Origin of the sequence: Flavobacterium shii, assembly GCF_025847235.1 — a bacterium.
GTDB lineage: Bacteria > Bacteroidota > Bacteroidia > Flavobacteriales > Flavobacteriaceae > Flavobacterium > Flavobacterium shii.
Window position 1 is genome coordinate 1 of record NZ_JAOZEW010000019.1, and the last position, 19,633, is coordinate 19,633.

The window sequence follows — 19,633 nt, forward strand, 5'->3', positions numbered from 1 at the left end:
CTTACGCAAAGTTCGCAAAGCTTTATAAAAAAAGCCACAAATTATAATGACTCGTACAGATTTTAAATCCATTTAATCATTATAATCTGTGGCTAAATATATTTCTAGCTACAAATAATGTAAAGCTTAGCTTTTTATTCTAGTTCTAATACTATTGCAGATTTTGGTTCTAAAGTAATTTCAGATGTTAAATCGAATGTTTTTCCTGTAAGGATGTCTTTGCCTGATTTAAAGTTTTTGATGTTTTCTTTAAAACGATTTGTTTTAAGCGATTGCTCTTTTGCATTATTATTAAAAACTACCATCACTGTTTTTGCATCTGTATATCTAAAATAAACATAGGTGTTGTTTTCGGGAATATAATGTGTCATTTTCCCGAAATGAACTGCTTCATTTGATTTTCTCCATTTGAATAATTTTGAAGTAAAATCGAAATATTTAGCTTGTTCAGTAGTTCTTCCTGCTGCGGTAAAAGCATTGTTTTTATCGCCATTCCATCCGCCAGGGAAATCTTGTCGAATATCGGCATCGCCTTTACCTTTATCGCCACCCATTCCGATTTCTGAGCCATAATACAATTGTGGGATTCCACGAACGGTTGCCATTAAAGTCATTGCCAATTTGTATTTAGCGAAATCGTATTTATAAACATCATTGATTCTGTTTGTGTCGTGATTTTCGGCAAAGACCAAAATATTGTCTGGGTTCGGGTATAAATAATCTAAAGCAAAATTATTGTAGAATTTAATCATACCATTGTCCCAAGTTGCTTCACTTTCGTTAAAAGCAGACCCAATTTGATTATGTAATGTAAAATCCATTACACTTGGCAAATTCGAATTGTAGTTTTCGATTGCGCCTATTTTACTGTCTTTTTGCCAGAATGCTAAATTAGCCTGATTGTGCATCCAGATTTCTCCAACTATATTAAAGTTTGGATATTCATTGGTAATCGCTTTTGCCCAATTTGCCATTGCAGCAGGGTCTGAATAGTTGTAAGTGTCTACTCTAAATCCGTCAAGATCTGCATATTCAATCCACCAAATTGCGTTTTGAGTTAGGTATTTTGCTACTAAAGGATTTCTTAGGTTTAAATCTGGCATTGAAGGTACAAACCAACCATCAATACAAACTTCCTGATCTAATTTTGAAGCGTGAATATCTGTAATTACTTCGCGACGGTGGTGTGTTTGTGTGAAGGTTTCAAACTGATTAAACCAAGTTTTTGTTGGCATATCTTTTATCATCCAATGTGTGATTCCCCAGTGATTGGTTACATAATCCATAACCAGTTTCATGTCTTTTTTATGCATTTCGGCAGCCAAGCGCACGTAATCTTCGTTTGTTCCGTAACGAGGATCTATTTTATACACATCCGATTGGGCGTAGCCGTGATACGAATGTTGTTTGTCATTGTCTTCGTTTAAAGGCGTATTCCAAATAGTTGTTGCGCCTAGAGATGAAATATAATCTAAGTTTTTGATGATTCCTTCGATATCACCGCCATGACGTCCGCTTGGATCTTGACGGTTTCCTTTTTCTGTTGAAGAAGCATCGCTATCGTTTTTAGGATTACCATTTGCAAAACGATCTGGCATGATTAAATACATCACATCGGAGGCATCAAAACTTTTGCGTTGAGCAGAATTTTCTCTTCTTTTTTTTAAAGAGTATTTTTGTGTAAATGCAACTTTGTTTTTGTTTTTAAATGAAAAAACTAACTCAGATGCAGGAATGTCTTTAGTGTCAATTGTTACGAAAATGTAGTTAGGATTTTCGGTTTTTTTAATGTCTTTAATAGTTATATTATTAGAAACAGTAGGTTCGTATTGGGAAATGTTTTTCCCGTAGAACATAATCTGTAGTTCTGGATTGTTCATGCCAGCATACCAAAAAGGTGGCTCTGTTTTTTGTACTTGCGCTTTCGCGGAAGCAGAAAACAATAAAACTAATAGGATTATTTTATAGATTGAATGGTTGAGTGTTGTTGCATTCATAATTTTAAATGTAATTATTCTCGATGTGACAAAAGAGAGTTATGAAAAAAAGACAAGTAATTCTGAGGGAATCACTTGTCTTTAAAAAATTATTTAGTTTCGATTATACTAATTGCATAACCACCACCTGGAACAGATAACTGTGATAATTTAGATTTATTTGTTACTACTATTTTCTTGATAGTGTAAGCTTGTGGGTTTGTTTTGTAGTGTGCATCTTTTGCATCAGCATAAATTGTTGCTGTGTATTTTTTTCCTTTTTCAAGGAAATCAAAGTTGATGTTTGATGTACGACTAACATCTCCGTTTACATTACCTACAAACCAGTTGTTAGTGCCTTTTGCTTTACGAGCTACAGTAATATAATCACCTGGTTCTGCTTCAATATATTTACTTTCATCCCAATCGATAGCAACATCTTTGATGAATTGGAAAGCATCTGCAAATTTGTTATAGTGCTCAGGAAGATCGGCTGCCATTTGTAATGGGCTGTACATAGTAACGTATAATGCTAATTGATTAGCAATTGTACTGTTTACATGTGACTTGTTATCTGGATTAAGTTTGCTAATATCCATTTCGAAAATACCAGGGGTATAATCCATTGGTCCACCAATTAATCTTGTAAATGGTAAGATTGTTACGTGATTTGCTTTAGAACCACCAAATGCTTGGTATTCTGTTCCTCTTGCAGATTCGTTACCGATTAAGTTAGGATATGTTCTGCTAATACCTGTTGGGCGTACTGCTTCGTGCGCATTAACCATAATTTTATATTCAGCAGCTTTCTCTAAAGCATATTGATAATGGTTTACAATCCATTGGTCATAATGGTTTTCTCCTCTAGGCAAGATGTCACCTACATAACCACTTTTTACAGCATCGTATCCATTGTCTTTCATGAATTGGTATGCTTTATCCATATGGCGTTCGTAGTTACGAACTGAACCTGAAGTTTCGTGGTGCATGATGATTTTTACACCTTTAGATTTTGCGTAAGCGTGCAATCCTTTTACATCAAAATCTGGGTAAGGAGTTACGAAATCAAAAACGTAATCTTTTGAATGTCCGAACCAGTCTTCCCAGCCTTCATTCCAACCTTCTACAAGTACGGCATCAAAACCATTTTGAGCAGCAAAGTCTATGTATTTTTTTACGTTAGCATTAGTTGCTCCGTGTGTTCCGTTTGGTTTTGCTTTAGCGTAATCAGATACTCCAAGTTGTACTGTTGGGAAATCGTTAGTGTATGACCAAGAGCTTTTTCCTGTAATCATTTCCCACCAAACACCTACATACTTAACTGGTTTTATCCAAGATGTATCTTCAATTTTACAAGGGTCGTTTAGGTTTAATGTCATTTTTGAATTAAGAATTTCTCTTGCATCATCGCTAACAATAATTGTTCTCCAAGGAGAGTGACTTGGTGCTTGCATGTATCCTTTATCACCTTTTGCATCTGGAGTTAACCAAGATTCAAAAACCATGTTTTTATCATCAAGGTTTAAGTGCATACATGAATAATTGATTAATGCAGCTTCGTGAAGATTGATATATACACCTTCGGCAGTTTTTAGCATAAGCGAAGTCTGAACTCCTGTAGGAGAAAAAGACTTTTGAGATACGTTTGCAGTATATGCTTTTTCTGATAATCCGCGAATTTCAGATAGTTTCGATTTTGTATAATCGTATTCTTGTGTATCGTAATCACCAGGAATCCAAAATGCAGTATGGTCGCCCGTCATTGCAAATTGCGTTCTTTCTTCTTTGATTACAAAATACGTAAGGTTTTTTTGAGTAGGGAATTCATAACGGAATCCAAGTCCATCATCAAACAAACGAAAACGGATTAACAATTGTCTGTCTGTTCCTTTTTGGTTTAAGGTTACTGCAAGTTCATTGTAATGATTGCGTATAGAAGCTACTTCTCCCCAAACTGGTTTCCAGTTTTCGTCAAAAGTTGTAGTTTTTGTATCAATAACCGTAAAGTCATTTAGTAACGATTTTTTATCGTTTTTAAGCTCAAGTCCCAACTTACTAGATTTTACAACCTCTTTGTTTTTGTATTTAAGATTGTAAGTTGGAGTTCCATCGCTTTGTAGCGAAAACTCCATGACAAATTTTCCTTCTGGCGATTTTAGTTGTTGTGCTTTTGTAATGTTACAAAATGCAACCAGAATGAAGGCTGTGAAAATGAAATTCTTCATGTTGTTTAATTAAAAAATGTTATAAAAATATATTAGGAACTACTATTTATGCCAAAGCATATTTAGTAGCAACTACGGTTTGGCCATTAACGATAATGGCTAAGTCGGCATCTCCATCTACAGAAAACGTAGTTTCGTCATGGTTTATTGATACTTTTAGAATTTGATTTCTAAAATTGATTTTAAATGAATATCCAGTCCATTCTTTCGGAATTTTTGGAGAGAAATGTAAGGTGTCATCTTTTACACGCATTCCTCCAAAACCTTCTACAATACTCATCCAGGTTCCTGCCATAGATGTAATATGACAACCTTCTTCCACTTCTTTATTGTAATCGTCTAAGTCTAAACGAGAAGTTCTTAGGTAGAATGTATATGCCATATCCATTTTGTCCAGAGCTGCTGCCTGAATGGAGTGTACGCAAGGTGAAAGTGAACTTTCGTGTACGGTAAAAGATTCATAAAACTCAAAATTACGCAATAGTTCATCTTTTGAAAAGTGCTCTTCAAAAAAGTAAAAACATTGCAATACATCGGCTTGCTTAATATATGGCGAACGTAATACGCGATCCCAAGACCATTTTTGGTTTATTGGACGTTGCGAACGGTCTAAATCTTTTACAGGAACTAAATCTTTATCTAAAAATCCGTCTTGTTGTAAGTAAACATTATGTTCTTCTGAAAATGGGAAGTACATATTATTAGCTACTTTTTTCCATTCCTGAATTTCGTTTTCAGTAAGTTGTACTTTCTCGATAATTCTTTTGTGGTCAGCAGGATATTCGGCTGTGACTTTTGTAATTTGTTCTTCGGCATAATCTATACACCATTTAGCAACATAATTGGTATAGAAATTATTGTTGATGTTGTTTTCGTATTCGTTAGGACCTGTAACTCCTAAAATCACATATTGATTTTTGGCTGTAGAGAATGAAGCTCTTTGGTGCCAAAAACGGGCAATACCAATTAATACTTCTAATCCTTTTTCTGGAATATAAGAGTAATCTCCTGTGTAACGGTTATAGTTGAAAATGGCAAAAGCTATCGCACCGTTTCTGTGGATTTCTTCATGCGTGATTTCCCATTCGTTATGGCATTCTTCACCATTCATGGTTACCATTGGGTATAAAGCAGCTCCATCTTTGAAACCCAAATTATCTTTGGCATTTTCAATAGCTTTATCCAACTGGTTGTAACGATAAGTTAATAAATTTCGGGCAACTTGTTGGTCTTTGGTAGCCATGTAAAACGGAATACAATAGGCTTCGGTATCCCAATAGGTAGATCCGCCGTATTTTTCTCCAGTAAAACCTTTTGGTCCAATATTTAATCGGTTGTCCTTTCCTGAATAGGTTTGGTTTAACTGAAAGATATTGAAACGAATTCCTTGTTGTGCTTTTACATCTCCATCGATGGTAATGTCTGACATTTCCCAAATTTTTGCCCAAGCTTCGATTTGCTCTTGCAATAATTGGTCATATCCTTTGCTTAATGCTTCTTTAATTGCTTTTTCGGCTGCAGCAAGTGTGTTGGTGTGGTTTAATGAAACCGTATAACCACCAATTTTTTGTATAGATGAGGTTTGTCCTTTTGCAATGATTACACCATAAGTATATTCTACTTTATCTGATGAAGAATCTATTGTAGAAGGCGAAATGTTTATATTTTCGTTATTAGCAAAAATACTATTGTGCATAAAAGTCGTAACCTTAAAGTGCGTTTTGTAAGTTTGAGCTGTTACATAAGCTTCGTTTGTTCCTTTTTTTACTTCAAGTGGTTCCCAGAATTTTTCTTCCCAGTTGGCATCTTCATTGGTAACACCAGCATCCAAATAAGGTTTATAAAGAATTTTTGCATCTTTGTTTAATGGGGTAATTTCGTATTTGATAATACCAACTTCATCCAGGTTTAAAGAAAGAAAACGACGTACGTTAACAGCAATTTCAGTTCCGTTTTTTAATGTTGCTTCAAATGAACGATTGTACCAACCTTCTTTCATGTTTAATTCTCTGCGAAAGTTTTTTACTTCAGTACAAGAATTTAAATCGAAAGCTTCTTCGTTAATTTCAATATTGATACCAATCCAGTTTGGAGCATTAAGTACTTTGGCAAAATATTTTGGGTATCCGTTTTTCCACCATCCTACTTTGGTTTTGTCTGGATAATAGATTCCGGCAATATAACTTCCCTGGAAAGTTTCTCCGGAGTATTTTTCTTCAAAATTGGCGCGTTGTCCCATAGCACCGTTTCCGATACTAAAAAGACTTTCAGATGATTTAACTCTTTCGACATCAAAGCCTTCTTCTATTATTGACCAATTGTCTGGTTTTATATAATCTTGATTCATTTCTTCTTTAATTAGATAATTAGGCAATTAAGGGTAATTAGATAATGTGTCAATCAGATAATTTGATATCTGATAATTATTGTTTGACGTTTCTAATTTGATTTTATCTTTAATTGCTGATTGTTTTACTGTTTTGTTGATTAGATGATTTGTAATGATTTTTTAATTAGATGATATTGATTTTAAGAATTATCTAATTATCAAATTTTCTCATTGACTAATTAAGTCGTTAATAAAGCTTTCGTCTATTAAGGTAAAATCCTCAAAGATGTATTTTGCTTCATGCAAGACCGTTTTAGAACCAATCCCAACACTTGTCATCTTTCCGATATTGGCTGCTTGAACTCCTGCAACTGAATCTTCAAAAACGATAGCGTCTTCTGGGTTTATGTTTAATAATCGAGCTGCCTTTAAGAAAACTTCTGGATCTGGTTTGGCATTTGTAACGTCATTACCGTCTACAATAACATCAAAATAGGATATGATTCCTGTTTTTTCTAGAATCGGACGGGCATTTTTACTAGCTGAACCTAATGCAATAGCTTGATTTTTTTCTTTTAAAAATTGTAGAATAGTTAAGACTCCAGGAAGGATTTCGCTTTGATCCATATCTACTAAATAAGTAAGATAGTCTTCATTTTTTTGGATGAGCCATTTATCTTTATCTTCTTGTGAAGCTTGAATGTTTCCTAATTCCAGAATAATATCTAGAGAACGTACACGACTCACTCCTTTTAAGAGTTCGTTGTGTTCGTGTGTAAAGTCAATGTTTAATGCATTTGCAATTTTTTGCCACGCTAAATAATGATATTTAGCCGTGTCAACAATTACGCCGTCTAGGTCGAATATAAACGCTTTTGTATTCATTTAATAATATGCTTATTTTGTATTTCTTTCGAAAAAGTATTTAAATTTTGATTGTCAGGAAATCACTTCTATTTCATCAGAAGGAGAAAGTTCTTAGATGAGATTTTTAGATTTTAACGTCATCTACATCTTTTACTTTGTACACTAAAACTGCGGCTATCAAAAAGCTGACTCCACTCGTGATTAAGGCGTACATAGCATCACCGTTATAAAGATATTTTACGATTGGTCCTCCGATTATTGCGTTTATTATTTGTGGAATTACAATAAAGAAGTTGAATATCCCCATGTAAACTCCCATTTTTTTAGGCGCAATAGATCCAGCCAGAATAGCGTATGGCATTGCCAGAATACTAGCCCAAGCCACACCAATTAATACCATCGAGAGGATAACCCAGTTTTCATCGGGCATGAAATAAATAGAGATTAAACCTATTCCGCCAATCACTAATGAAAGGGCGTGAGTAGATTTTCGTCCTATTTTTTTTGCAATCATCGGAAGAAAAAATAAGGCTATAATTGCCGAAACAAGATTGTAAACTCCAAAAAGAATTCCAACCCAATCCCCAGCATCTTGATAGGTTTGACTTGAATTGTCGTTTAATGGTAATCCGTAAATATGATGTGCAATTGCAGGGGTACTAAATACCCACATACCGAAAAGCCCGAACCAAGAGAAAAATTGCACCCAACTAAGTTGGCGCATAGTGGTTGGCATTTTTGCAAAGTCGGTAAAAATGTCTGTAAGTTTTGATTTTTCTTCAGAAGGAATATCAACTTCACTTTGAGGATCTTCAAAAAGTTCTAGTTCTTCGGGAGAATATTCTTTGGTTGTAAATAAAGTTACCAGAATAGATCCAATTAAAACAACAGCTCCCAAAACAAAGGAAAGTGTAAGATTTAAAGGGACACTACCAGGAACGGTACTGTTAGAAACCCCAAACCATTTGGTTAATACATACGGTAATGCCGAACCAATTACGGCTCCAAAACCAATAAGAGCTGTCTGGATACTAAATCCTGCTGTACGCTGATCTGTTCTTAAGTTGTCACCAACTAAAGCACGAAATGGCTCCATGGCAATATTAAATGAAGCATCCATAATCATAAGCATTCCGGCTCCAACCCATAATGCAGGTAAAACAGAAATAAATATGTTTGCTTGTGGCATTAATATTAATCCAACCGAAGCTAGAATAGCGCCTACTAGAAAAAATGGTTTTCTTCGACCAAATTTTCCCCAGGTTTTATCACTATAATGTCCAATGATAGGTTGAACAATTAATCCCATTAAAGGAGCAATTATCCAAAACCATGAAAGTTCGTGTACGTCGGCACCAAAAATTTGAAGAATTCTACTGGCATTTGCATTTTGTAAAGCAAACCCCATTTGTATTCCTAAGAAACCGAAACTCATGTTCCAGATTTCCCAAAAACTTAATTTACGCTTTTCCATTATCGTAATTTAATGAATGTACGATAAGCGCTTTGCTTATCAAAACTTAACTTATTTTTCGAAGTAAAAGTAAAAGTTTTGAGCTGGCGTAAATTTATAAATTATTTTTCTAAAGAAACAAATAAAAACACATTAAAATTAATTAATGTGTTTTAGTGCCTAAATATATAAGAGTATTAATGTTATCTAACTCTTTGTCAAAGGGACGCAGATGACGCGGATTAAAAACGGATTTTTAATAACAATAGAGAGAAAATCCATATTATCTGCGTTCTTTTTATAGACAGTTTTTAAGTTAGGAACTCTTTTTTGGATGTTTTATAAAAGCTTTTTTAGTCGGTAGATTCTCTTTCTATAAGGTGGGTTTCAATGACTTCTGTTTTGTAGTTCTCTTCTTCTTCCTCGCCTTCTTCGGTTTCTGATTCCAGGCGATCTATTAACATTTTTGCAGCTTTATTCCCCATTTTGTTCCCACTCTGGCTTACAGTAGTAATAGTTGGAGTCGAATATTTGGATATAATTCCATCTGTAAATGCGATAACAGCTACATCTTCAGGAACTCTAAGTCCCATTTTGTTTGCTGTTTTAATTATAGTTACGGCAAAAAGTTCATTAACAGCAAAAACGGCATCTATAGCGCGATCTTCTAATAACCGACTAATGATTATTTCGCAAGTATCTACATCTTCTATTTTAATAATAAGGTCTTCGTTAAAAGGTATGTCGTTGTCTAATAATGCTTTTGTGTATCCATCTGTTCTGAGTTTTCCAACACTTACATAATCCACTGTTGTAACTAAGGCGATTTTTTTGCGCCCTTTATCAATTAAACTTTGAACGGCTTCATAGGCTGCCGCTTTATCATCGATGATTACTTTGTCACATAAAATTTCATTTGTAACGCGGTCGAACATGACAACTGGCATTCCTTGATTTATAACTTCGGTTATATGATGAAAATCGCCTTTAAATTGCGTTTCTTTGGATAAAGACATGATGAATCCATCGATACTTCCGTTGGCTAGCATTTCCATGTTAAGTACTTCTTTATCAAATGAATCATCAGATAGACATATGATAACACTGTAGCCATTTTCGTTGGCTACTTGTTCTACTCCATTAATGACTGTTGAGAAAAAATGGTGTACAATTTCGGGAATAATAATACCAATTGTTTTGGTTTTACGATTCTTTAAACTGAGTGCAATATTGTTGGGTTTGTAATTGTAGAATTTGGCGAAAGCCTGCACTTTTAATCGGGTATCTTCTCCGATTTCCAGACTGTTTCGAAGTGATTTTGAGACGGTAGAAATAGATACATCAAGCTCCTTCGCAATTTGTTTAAGGGTTATTTTGCGTTTCATACTGTTGATATGGAAAAAATTGTTTTGTTAATAAAGATATGGTTTATTTTTAAAAATGACAGTATTATGCCTAAAAACTTATATAATATAGAAAGTTTTCAACACTATCACGTTTTCGTAAACCAATAAAAATTGCCATGTGTCGGGCACGTTAATAAATCCTTAATTTTGAAATTCGAAGTAAAAATAAAAGTAAAATAATAAACCAAAACTCAATTTTAATTTAAACAAAAAGTATGAAAACAATTTATAAAAAGTTGTTATTTTTATTGTTACTCTTGCCTTTTAGTGTACTTGCTCAGAGTACATTAGACGGGATTGTTCTGGACAAAGCAACAGCTCAGCCAATACCAGGAGTAAATGTAAATGTACAAGGGGGTGCCAATGGTACTTCGACAGATTTTGATGGAAAGTTTAAGCTTGGAAATGTAAAGAATGGTGATAAAATCATTGTTTCTTTTATTGGATATGCTAGTTCTACTATCACTTTCGCAGGCCAAAAAAATGTAAGTATTTCTTTAGAAGAGGATGCAAATCAGCTTAAGGAAATTGTAATACAAGTAGGTTACGGTACTGTTAAGAAAAAAGATGCAACAGGTTCTGTATCACAAATCTCGGCGAAAGAATTTAACAAAGGTATTAACGTAACTCCAGAAAGTTTAATTAGCGGTCGTATTTCGGGTGTTAATGTAACAGGTGGAGGTGCACCGGGTGCAAAAGCAGATATTAGAATTCGTGGAGGATCTTCACTAACAGCTTCTAATGAGCCATTAATCGTTTTGGACGGTCTTCCTTTAAGTAATGCCGTTCCTAGTGGATCTACGAGTATATTATCTACTATTGACCCTAATGATATAGAGTCGTTTACGATTTTAAAAGACGCATCTGCAGCAGCGATTTACGGATCCAGAGCAGCAAATGGTGTAATTGTTATTACTACTAAAAAAGGTACTAAAGGTGGTGTGAAAGTTAATTTTAGTTCTCAGGTGGGAGTTAACACTGTCGCTAATACAGTTGATGTATTAAGCGGAGACCAGTTTCGTGAATTGGTAAATACAAAAGGTACTCCTGCGCAAAAAGCGTTATTAGGAACTGCAAACACAAATTGGCAAGATGAAATTTTCCATACTGCTTTAACAACCAACAATAATATATCTGTAAGTGGTGCTTTATTCAATAAATTGCCAGTAAGATTATCTGTTGGAAATGTTAATAATCCAGGAATCCTAAGAAACACTTCTTTTGAAAGAACTACGACATCGATATCGTTAAATCCGGTTTTATTTGATAATCATTTAAAAATTGATATTAACGGTAATTTATCTTTTGGTAAAAACCAATTTCAAGATGAAGGAGCAGTTATAGGTGGAGCACTTAGTTTTGATCCTACGCAATCTGTTTATCAGGCAGGTTCTCGTTATGGAGGATATTTTGAATGGTTGGATCCTACAGGGAATTTACCATTATTGCCAGCGAGAAATCCTGTGGCGAGATTAAATCAAGAAGATAAAAGAGCTACTTCTACCAGAAAATGGGGTAACGTTAGAATAGATTATAAATTCCATTTCCTTGAAGATTTGAGAGCTGTTGTAGAAGCGGGTATTGATAGATTTGATAGCAGCGGATATAATGAACAAAGTACACTAAGTGCTTTAGGATACCAGCCAAAAGCTTTTAATGAGGTAGGTTATGCAAATTTTGGAAACTATAATAGTTATACAAATGCGCTTCAGAATAAAAACTTAAATGCGTATTTTAATTATACTAAGGATTTAGGAAAATTTAAACTTGATGCAACTGCAGGTTATAACTACCAGATGTTTCAAAAAGAAAAATACGAATCGGGAGAGACTAGACAGCCAACTCCTAATGAGTTAACTACTATTGATCCGGATGTTAACTTACAATCTTATTTTGGTCGTTTGATCTTAAATTATGACAGTCGTTATTTAGTAACATTGAATTATAGAAGAGATGGTACTTCACGTTTTTCTAAAGAAAACAGATGGGGTAACTTTGGAGGTGTTGCTCTAGCTTGGAACGTAGCCGAAGAATCTTTCTTAAAAGGGAATGAAACAATGTCAAGTTTAAAATTAAGATTCGGATATGGTACAACCGGACAACAAGATATTCCAGCTCAATATGATTACTTAAGAAGGGTAACTCTTGGTACGATTAATTCTCAATATCTTTTTGGAAATACTGTTTATAGAACGGCGAGACCAGAAGGGTATAATGAAAACATTAAGTGGGAAGAATTGACAGAGATGAATTTAGGTGTTGATTATGGTTTCTTTAATGATAGAATTACAGGAACAATCAACTACTTTGATAAAAAATCAAGTGATTTATTGGCAGAGGTTGTAGTTCCGGACGGAGCAAACATAAGAAATTCTGGGATATATAATGTTGGTAGCGTTAGAACCAAAGGGGTTGAATTTAGTATTCAATCAGATATTATTAAAAATGATATCCTAACTTGGAATGTTGCCTTTAATGCGACTTATATAGACCAAAAAATCACTAATCTAGGAACGACTGTTGATGGTTTTCAAGGATATTTAGCAGGAGATAATATTGCTGGAGGTGGGCAAAATAAAATCCAAATTAATTCGGTAGGATATGCGCCAAATTCATTTTTAGTATATGAGCAATTATATGATGCTAATAATAAACCAGTTGCAGGAGCTTACGTAGATAGAAATGGTGATGGAAAAATTGATGATGGAGATCGTTACAGAGCTCATAAACCTACACCAGATTACACTTTTGGTTTCTTCACTACTTTGAACTATAAAAAGTTTGATTTTACAATGAACTGGAGAGCAAGTTTAGGGAATTATATTTTTGATAACGTAAATTCAAATTTAGGATACTCGGATGCAGGTTTAAGAAGACAAAGCGATTTGTCCAATGTAAGTTCAGATTATCTTAACACTGGTTTTACTTATGAAGATAATGGTACAATGCGTTATTTATCTGATTATTATATAAAAGATGCTTCTTTTATAAAATTAGATAATGTTACCCTTGGTTATACTTTCGATAAATCAATAATAAAAGCTGCTTCTTTGAGATTTACATTAGGAGTTCAAAATGTTTTTGTTCTTACGAAATATGATGGTTTAGATCCTGAGAAATTCAATGGAATCGATAATAATGTTTATCCAAGAGCCAGAACTTTCTTGTTTGGAGTAAATGCAAATTTCTAGTAGTACACTGAAAAACAAAATTTTAAAATATACAAAATGAAAATATCATTTAAACATATATCTTATTTTCTCCTATTCATTTTAGGATTAAATATGACACTTACTTCGTGTACGAGCGACCTTGATGTGACTCCGCGTGATAAAAATGAATTTTTATCGGAGGACTTTTTTAAAGATCCAACTTCGTACAAACAAGTATTAGCAAAATTATACGCAGGTTTATATGTGGGAGGTAATGACGGAGATGGTAAACCGGATATTAGCGGACTTGGGGGAGACTTTAGTAGTTACTTAAGATTACTTTTTGTAACACAAGAGCTTCCTACAGATGAAGCAATCATCGGTTGGGCCGATGGTACTTTGCCTACATTGAACACACAGAGCTGGGCACCTGATAATGCATTTTTATCAGGAACTTTTTCAAGAGCATTCTACGAAATTAGTATTGCTAATGAGTTTTTGAGACAAACTTCAGATGAAAAGTTAACCGCAAGAGGTGTTGATGCTAACTTGAAAACTGAGATTGCTGCTTTTAGAGCAGAAGCTCGTTTCCTAAGAGCATTTTCATACTATAATTTAATGGATTTGTTCGGGAATGTGCCAATTACGACTGAAGCGGATCCAGTTGGATTGTTTTATCCGGTGCAAAGAACAAGAGCAGAAGTTTTTGCTTTTATTGAATCGGAGTTAAAAGATTTAGACAAGAGCATGGTTGCTTCGAAAGCAAATGAATATGGTAGAGTTGATAAAACGGCAGCCAAATTTTTATTGGCTCAGATTTATTTGAATTCCAAAGTATATACAGGAGTAGACAGAAATAATGAAGCTGCAACATTGTGTAGTGAGGTTATTAATTCAGGATACACATTTGCAAATATTCCTTACAGTTATTTATTCTCTGCAGATAATGATAGAAATGGTGCTCAAAGTGAATTTATTTTCCCAATTATAAGCGATGGTAATGCTATTAGAGCTGCAGGTGGAGGAATGAGTTTTATTATTCACGCTGCTATTGGTGGTAGTATGGATGCTCCTTATCTGGGTTTAACAGGTGGATGGGAAGGTACAAGAACCCGAAAAGAGTTTGTAGCTAGTTTTGGTACACCTTCAGGTCAATTTGAATTTTACCAAAGTAAGGGTAAAAGCAATGTTACTAAAACAGGAATTCTGGTTAATAAAGACGGTTTGATTTTTGATTCAAATGATAAAAATGAGAAAGAACCTGGATTTAATCCTAATAGTACTTATTTATTTAGTTTAACAGATGGTACAATAACTTTAAACGGTTTGCCAGTTGCAGTTCCAAACGGAAATAATAAACCAGTTTCATTAGGAAAACAAGTTACCTGGACTGATAAAAGAATTTCTTCTTACACACCAGGTCAATCTTTGGATATTAATAATATTGGAGTTTTTAAAGATGGATATGCTATAACAAAATTTGTTAATGTTAATTCTGATGGATCTGCAGCACAAAGAAGTGATATCCCAGATACTGATTTTCCTATGTTTAGATTATCAGATGCTTATTTAATGTATGCTGAAGCAACTGTAAGAGGAGCATCAACAGGAAATATAGCAACTGCTTTGGGTTATGTAAACCAGATTAGAGCCAGAGCAAATGCGGCACCTATTGGAACAGCAGGATTAACTCTTGATTTTCTTTTGGATGAAAGAGGAAGAGAGTTGTATTGGGAATGTCACAGAAGAACTGATTTAATCCGTTTTGGAAAATTTACAGGTAGTTCTAAAAATTGGCAATGGAAAGGTGGAACGCAAAATGGTGGTACAACGGCATCATTTAGAGACTTAATGCCTATTCCATCAACAAATATTCAGGCAAATCCAACATTGAAGCAAAATCCAGGATACTAACACCTTTATAAAACAGTAAAATGAAAAATATATATAAAATTTTAATCGCATTTATTGGTGTATTGGCGGTGTCATGTAATGCTGATGCTGTAGATAATAGAACAATTTTAGAGACTGTTTCAGCACCAGAAATAACGGCACCTGCAACAGGTAAAGTATTTGTTCTCGAAGAAGACAAAGGTTCAGAAGAAGCTGCGAAATTCACATGGTCGGCTGCAAAATATTCTATTGCTGTAGCGCCAAAATATACTTTGTTAATTGATAAAAAAGGTGGCGATTTTGCAAAAGCAATAACTCTTGCGACAACTAGTAATATTCTAGAAGCTTCAATTCTTGTTAAAGATTTAAATCAGGCAGCAATTGATCTTGGAGGACCAACAGGAATAGCTTCAGAGTTTGATGTGAAAATTGCTTCTAATGTTTCAGGAGGATTCCCTCAGCTGTCCAAAACATTAATTACAATTAGTGTAACTCCTTATTCAGGAAGAGTAGCTTATGATTTTATAGATTGGTATTTAATAGGTGCTGCTGTAGCCGGTGAGTGGGAAAATAATGCCGACACTAAGCATCAACCAATGTTTAGAGACGGAAAAGATGCAAGTCAATATAAATTTGTTGGGTATTTTAAAGCAGGTAATTTTAAATTGATCTCTGTAAAAGGGAGCTGGGTCTCTCAATTAGGTAATGCTGGGGGTGGAGCTATCGAAATAAATAATAATGCAGGTGAATTTACAATTCCTACAGACGGATATTATACTTTTCAATTTAATACTCAGACTTTAAAATATACATTAGCGATTTACGATGCATCTGCAGCAAAAACTAATGGAACAGTTGGTATTATTGGAGACAGTACAGGTAGTTGGGATGTTTCAACAGCTATGAATAAATCTTCTTTTAATGCACATGCCTGGAGTCTAGGTGTAACTGCTTTGAAAGATGGTGGACTTAAATTTAGAGCAAATGATACTTGGGATGTTTCTTGGGGAGGAAATACTGCTTTCTCAGGAGGTGGTAATGGTGATAATATTCCTGTTGCAAAATCTAAATATGTAATTTACTTCAATGATTTAGACGGAAGCTACTTAATGATTCCAAATCAAGAGTAATTTTTCTTGAAATAAAATAAAGGGCTATCTATGAGGTAGCCCTTTTTTAATGCAAACTAACCAACCAACCATATTATGAAAAAAACTTTACTATTATTTTTATTTCTACTGTTTATTGCTGTCAGTGCTCAGCAAATAACAGTATCACCAGCAGTATTTCAGGTTAATGAATCTATAACTATTACTGCTTCATTTACATCACCAACTTGTAATGAAATGGGTGCAAACCCCGCGAAAGTATATATGCATTCCGGAATTGGTACTGAAGCAAATCCTTGGGCAAGCGCAAAAGGAAATTGGGGCGCAGATGACAATGTTGGTTTAATGACCAATAATGGAAATGGTACATGGAGTATTACTATTACACCAAGTACTTATTTTGGTTTGACAATTACACAACAAGAAGAGGCTACAAAAATGGGTCTGGTATTTAGGAATGCAAATGGTTCGCAAACATTAAAACTAGCGCCATCTTGTTCGGACTTCTTTATTAAGGTGGGAGCTTTTCAAGCTACTTTAACTTCTCCGGTAGAAAACAGTAATACAATTGTTACTAGTGGCGGAAGCTTAAATATTACTGCTACAAATACAAATGGAGTTGCAAGTTATAGCTTGAAATCAAATGGGGTTGTGATTGATGCAAATACAAGTTCAACAAGTTATGTGTTTAATCACACTAATATTACTGGTAACCAAAGTTATGAATTGAGTATAGCTCAGGGTGGGACAACTGTTGTTAAGAAATTTACAGCAGTAGTTAATCCCGGAACCGTATTGGCAGCAATGCCTACAGGTTTAGTAGATGGAATTAATTATAATACGACAGATGTTACAAAAGCAACATTGGTTCTTGATGCTCCATTAAAAGATTTTGTTTACGTTGCTGGAAGCTTCAATAATTGGGCGCCTACAAGTTCTTATGCAATGATGAAAGATCCTGCTTCGGGTAAGTTTTGGCTAGAGTTAACAGGATTAGTTTCAGGTGTAAATAATACCTATCAATATTGGGTTGTTGCAAATTCGCCAATTGCTAACTCACCATCATTGGTAAAAACCGCCGATCCTTATTCTACGTTGGTTTTATCTCCTTTTGACGATCCGGGAATTCCATCGACAAGTTACCCTAATATGCCCATTTATCCAGCAGGGCAAGAACGAGAAGTAACGGTTTTAAAAACGGGACAAACGCCATACCCTTGGCAAGTAACAAACTTTGTTAAACCCGAAAAAGAGAAATTGGTTGTTTATGAAGTTTTGGTTCGTGATTTTGATGCAAGCCGAAGTTATCAGAGTTTGATCGATAAGATTGATTATTTCAAAAACTTAAAAATAAATGCTATTGAGTTAATGCCCGTAATGGAGTTTGAAGGAAATGAAAGTTGGGGATATAATACTTCTTTTCATATGGCCTTGGATAAATTTTATGGTACTTCGGATAAACTTAAAGAATTTATCGATTTATGTCACCAAAACGGAATTGCCGTTATTCTTGATGTGGCTTTAAATCATGCTTTTGGACGCAATCCTATGGTGAGAATGTGGATGAACGATCCGGATAATGATGGTTGGGGATCGCCATCGGCAGAGAATCCTTATTTTAATACCGTTGCCAAACATAGTTATAGTGTGGGAGAAGATTTTAACCATCAGCAAGCCAGAACTCAGAATTATGTAAAACGAGTAATTAAACAATGGATTGAAGAGTATAAAATAGATGGTTTCCGTTGGGATTTAACCAAAGGCTTTACGCAAAATTGTACCGCCGGCGATGAATCGTGCACAAATAGTTTGCAGCAAGACAGGGTAGATGTATTAAAAACGTATGCCGATTATTCCTGGAGTATTGATCCTACGCATTATACAATTTTTGAACATTTAGGCAGTGATGCCGAAGAGCAACTCTGGGCTAATTATAAAATAAATGAAAGTCCTAGTAAAGGTATTATGATGTGGGGGAAAATGACCAATGAATACAATCAGTTGTCAATGGGATATACTACAGATAATAATATTTATAGAATGAATAGTTCCAGCAGAGGTTTTACTAAAAATCGATTAATGGGTTATGCCGAAAGTCATGATGAGGAGCGATTGATGTATAAAAATATCAAATATGGTAATAGTGACAATGCTGCACATGATGTAAAAAACTTAAATATTGCATTGTCTAGAATGTCGGCTATTGGAGCAGTATCTTTATTGGTTCCGGGACCAAAAATGATTTGGCATTTTGGAGAGCTTGGATGGGATTCGTCTATTTTTACTTGTAACAACGGAACCGTAAATGATGAATCAGGAACAATTCCGGGTGATTGTAAGCTAGATACAAAGCAGCAGCCACAATGGACTGGTAATTGGTTAGGGAATTCAAGCCGCAGTAAAATTTACAATGATTGGGCAAAAATGATTACCATGAAAATCGTAGAGCCTATTTTTTCTGGAACGGCTACCTTGTCGAATACGAATTCATTATTTCCAAATATAAAAATTACCAATGGAGCCTTGCAAGTAACACAATTAAAGGATGTATTGGTTTTGGCTAATTTTGATGTAACTACTCAAAGTGTTGCTACAGGTTTTCCTTATGCAGGAGTTTGGTATAATTTAATGGATAATACACCTATTGTTGTTGCAAATGTAAATGCTCCGATAAGCATTCCTGCGGGAGAATTTCGAATTTACGGAAATCAACAAGCACTATTAGCTATAGAAAATTTTGAGAAACCCAGTAGGATTACTTTGTATCCTAATCCAGTTTCGGATTATTTTACTTTAAATACTCAGGTTTCAAGAGTAGAGATTTATTCTTTGACTGGACAGTTCGTGAAAAGCTTTAGCGGAAGCGGAAAAATAACTTATGAATTCTCAGTGAGTGAATTAAATACAGGATTGTATATCGTTAAGGCAATAGATGAAAATAACAAGATTCAAGTAATGAAGTTCTTGAAAAAATAATTTTGGTTAGTTAGTTAAAAGCTGTCTATGAGTTATTCGTCATAGGCAGCTTTTTTTGTGATTATATTTTAACAGTTTTTTTATCAGGATAGTTTGGTAAATGATACAATAGTTAGAACCATTTTGCTTTATTTTTTTAGAGATTTAATCATTCTTTTTGATCATAAAGCAACATTACCTTAACAGTTGAATTTATATTCATAGGTTTTTTATTATAAAAATAACTATTTAGAGTTTGTAAGCCTTT

Annotated in this window: 10 protein-coding genes; 4 read left to right on the forward strand and 6 right to left on the reverse strand. The window is 34.4% G+C overall.

Translation table 11 applies throughout. The annotated features are described in order from the left end of the window. Positions 1-134 precede the first annotated feature (134 nt). From OIU83_RS16900 to OIU83_RS16925, 6 genes are all read right to left on the reverse strand, one after another. Positions 135-1,997, reverse strand: coding sequence for a glycoside hydrolase family 13 protein (locus OIU83_RS16900; RefSeq protein ID WP_264207439.1), 1,863 nt, complete (start codon positions 1,995-1,997; stop codon positions 135-137). A gap of 89 nt (positions 1,998-2,086) precedes the next feature. Further along, positions 2,087-4,201, reverse strand: coding sequence for a glycoside hydrolase family 97 protein (locus OIU83_RS16905; RefSeq protein WP_264207440.1), 2,115 nt, complete (start codon positions 4,199-4,201; stop codon positions 2,087-2,089). 46 nt (positions 4,202-4,247) lie between these two features. Beyond that, positions 4,248-6,548, reverse strand: coding sequence for a glycoside hydrolase family 65 protein (locus OIU83_RS16910; protein WP_264207441.1), 2,301 nt, complete (start codon positions 6,546-6,548; stop codon positions 4,248-4,250). Between the two features lie 210 nt (positions 6,549-6,758). Next, a complete protein-coding gene (gene pgmB / locus OIU83_RS16915) occupies positions 6,759-7,415 on the reverse strand; it encodes a beta-phosphoglucomutase (RefSeq protein ID WP_264207442.1) in 657 nt (218 codons plus the stop codon). Between the two features lie 106 nt (positions 7,416-7,521). Continuing rightward, entirely contained in the window at positions 7,522-8,871 is a 1,350-nt protein-coding gene (locus tag OIU83_RS16920; protein WP_264207443.1) for an MFS transporter, read from the reverse strand. Positions 8,872-9,203: 332 nt separating this feature from the next. Then, positions 9,204-10,235, reverse strand: coding sequence for a LacI family DNA-binding transcriptional regulator (locus OIU83_RS16925; protein ID WP_264207444.1), 1,032 nt, complete (start codon positions 10,233-10,235; stop codon positions 9,204-9,206). Positions 10,236-10,471: 236 nt separating this feature from the next. On the opposite strand from OIU83_RS16925, the gene OIU83_RS16930 reads away from it, so the two are divergent. From OIU83_RS16930 to OIU83_RS16945, 4 genes are all read left to right on the forward strand, one after another. Next, positions 10,472-13,447, forward strand: a complete 2,976-nt coding sequence (locus tag OIU83_RS16930; RefSeq protein WP_264207445.1) for a SusC/RagA family TonB-linked outer membrane protein — start codon at positions 10,472-10,474, stop codon at positions 13,445-13,447. A gap of 36 nt (positions 13,448-13,483) precedes the next feature. Then, the gene (locus tag OIU83_RS16935) at positions 13,484-15,322 is read left to right on the forward strand and encodes a RagB/SusD family nutrient uptake outer membrane protein (protein ID WP_264207446.1); all 1,839 of its coding nucleotides are present in this window, start codon (positions 13,484-13,486) and stop codon (positions 15,320-15,322) included. A gap of 20 nt (positions 15,323-15,342) precedes the next feature. Beyond that, entirely contained in the window at positions 15,343-16,431 is a 1,089-nt protein-coding gene (locus OIU83_RS16940) for a SusE domain-containing protein (protein ID WP_264207447.1), read from the forward strand. A gap of 75 nt (positions 16,432-16,506) precedes the next feature. Further along, positions 16,507-19,386: an alpha-amylase family glycosyl hydrolase gene (locus OIU83_RS16945; protein WP_264207448.1), complete on the forward strand. Its 2,880-nt coding sequence runs from the start codon at positions 16,507-16,509 to the stop codon at positions 19,384-19,386. Positions 19,387-19,633: the final 247 nt, after the last annotated feature.

What these genes read in the sequence shown, in the direction of transcription:
- OIU83_RS16900 (WP_264207439.1), bottom strand. Translation starts at nt 1,997, where the DNA reads ATGAATGCAACAACACTCAACCATTCAATCTATAAAATAATCCTATTA.
- OIU83_RS16905 (WP_264207440.1), bottom strand. Translation starts at nt 4,201, where the DNA reads ATGAAGAATTTCATTTTCACAGCCTTCATTCTGGTTGCATTTTGTAAC.
- OIU83_RS16910 (WP_264207441.1), bottom strand. Translation starts at nt 6,548, where the DNA reads ATGAATCAAGATTATATAAAACCAGACAATTGGTCAATAATAGAAGAA.
- pgmB (WP_264207442.1), bottom strand. Translation starts at nt 7,415, where the DNA reads ATGAATACAAAAGCGTTTATATTCGACCTAGACGGCGTAATTGTTGAC.
- OIU83_RS16920 (WP_264207443.1), bottom strand. Translation starts at nt 8,871, where the DNA reads ATGGAAAAGCGTAAATTAAGTTTTTGGGAAATCTGGAACATGAGTTTC.
- OIU83_RS16925 (WP_264207444.1), bottom strand. Translation starts at nt 10,235, where the DNA reads ATGAAACGCAAAATAACCCTTAAACAAATTGCGAAGGAGCTTGATGTA.
- OIU83_RS16930 (WP_264207445.1), top strand. Translation starts at nt 10,472, where the DNA reads ATGAAAACAATTTATAAAAAGTTGTTATTTTTATTGTTACTCTTGCCT.
- OIU83_RS16935 (WP_264207446.1), top strand. Translation starts at nt 13,484, where the DNA reads ATGAAAATATCATTTAAACATATATCTTATTTTCTCCTATTCATTTTA.
- OIU83_RS16940 (WP_264207447.1), top strand. Translation starts at nt 15,343, where the DNA reads ATGAAAAATATATATAAAATTTTAATCGCATTTATTGGTGTATTGGCG.
- OIU83_RS16945 (WP_264207448.1), top strand. Translation starts at nt 16,507, where the DNA reads ATGAAAAAAACTTTACTATTATTTTTATTTCTACTGTTTATTGCTGTC.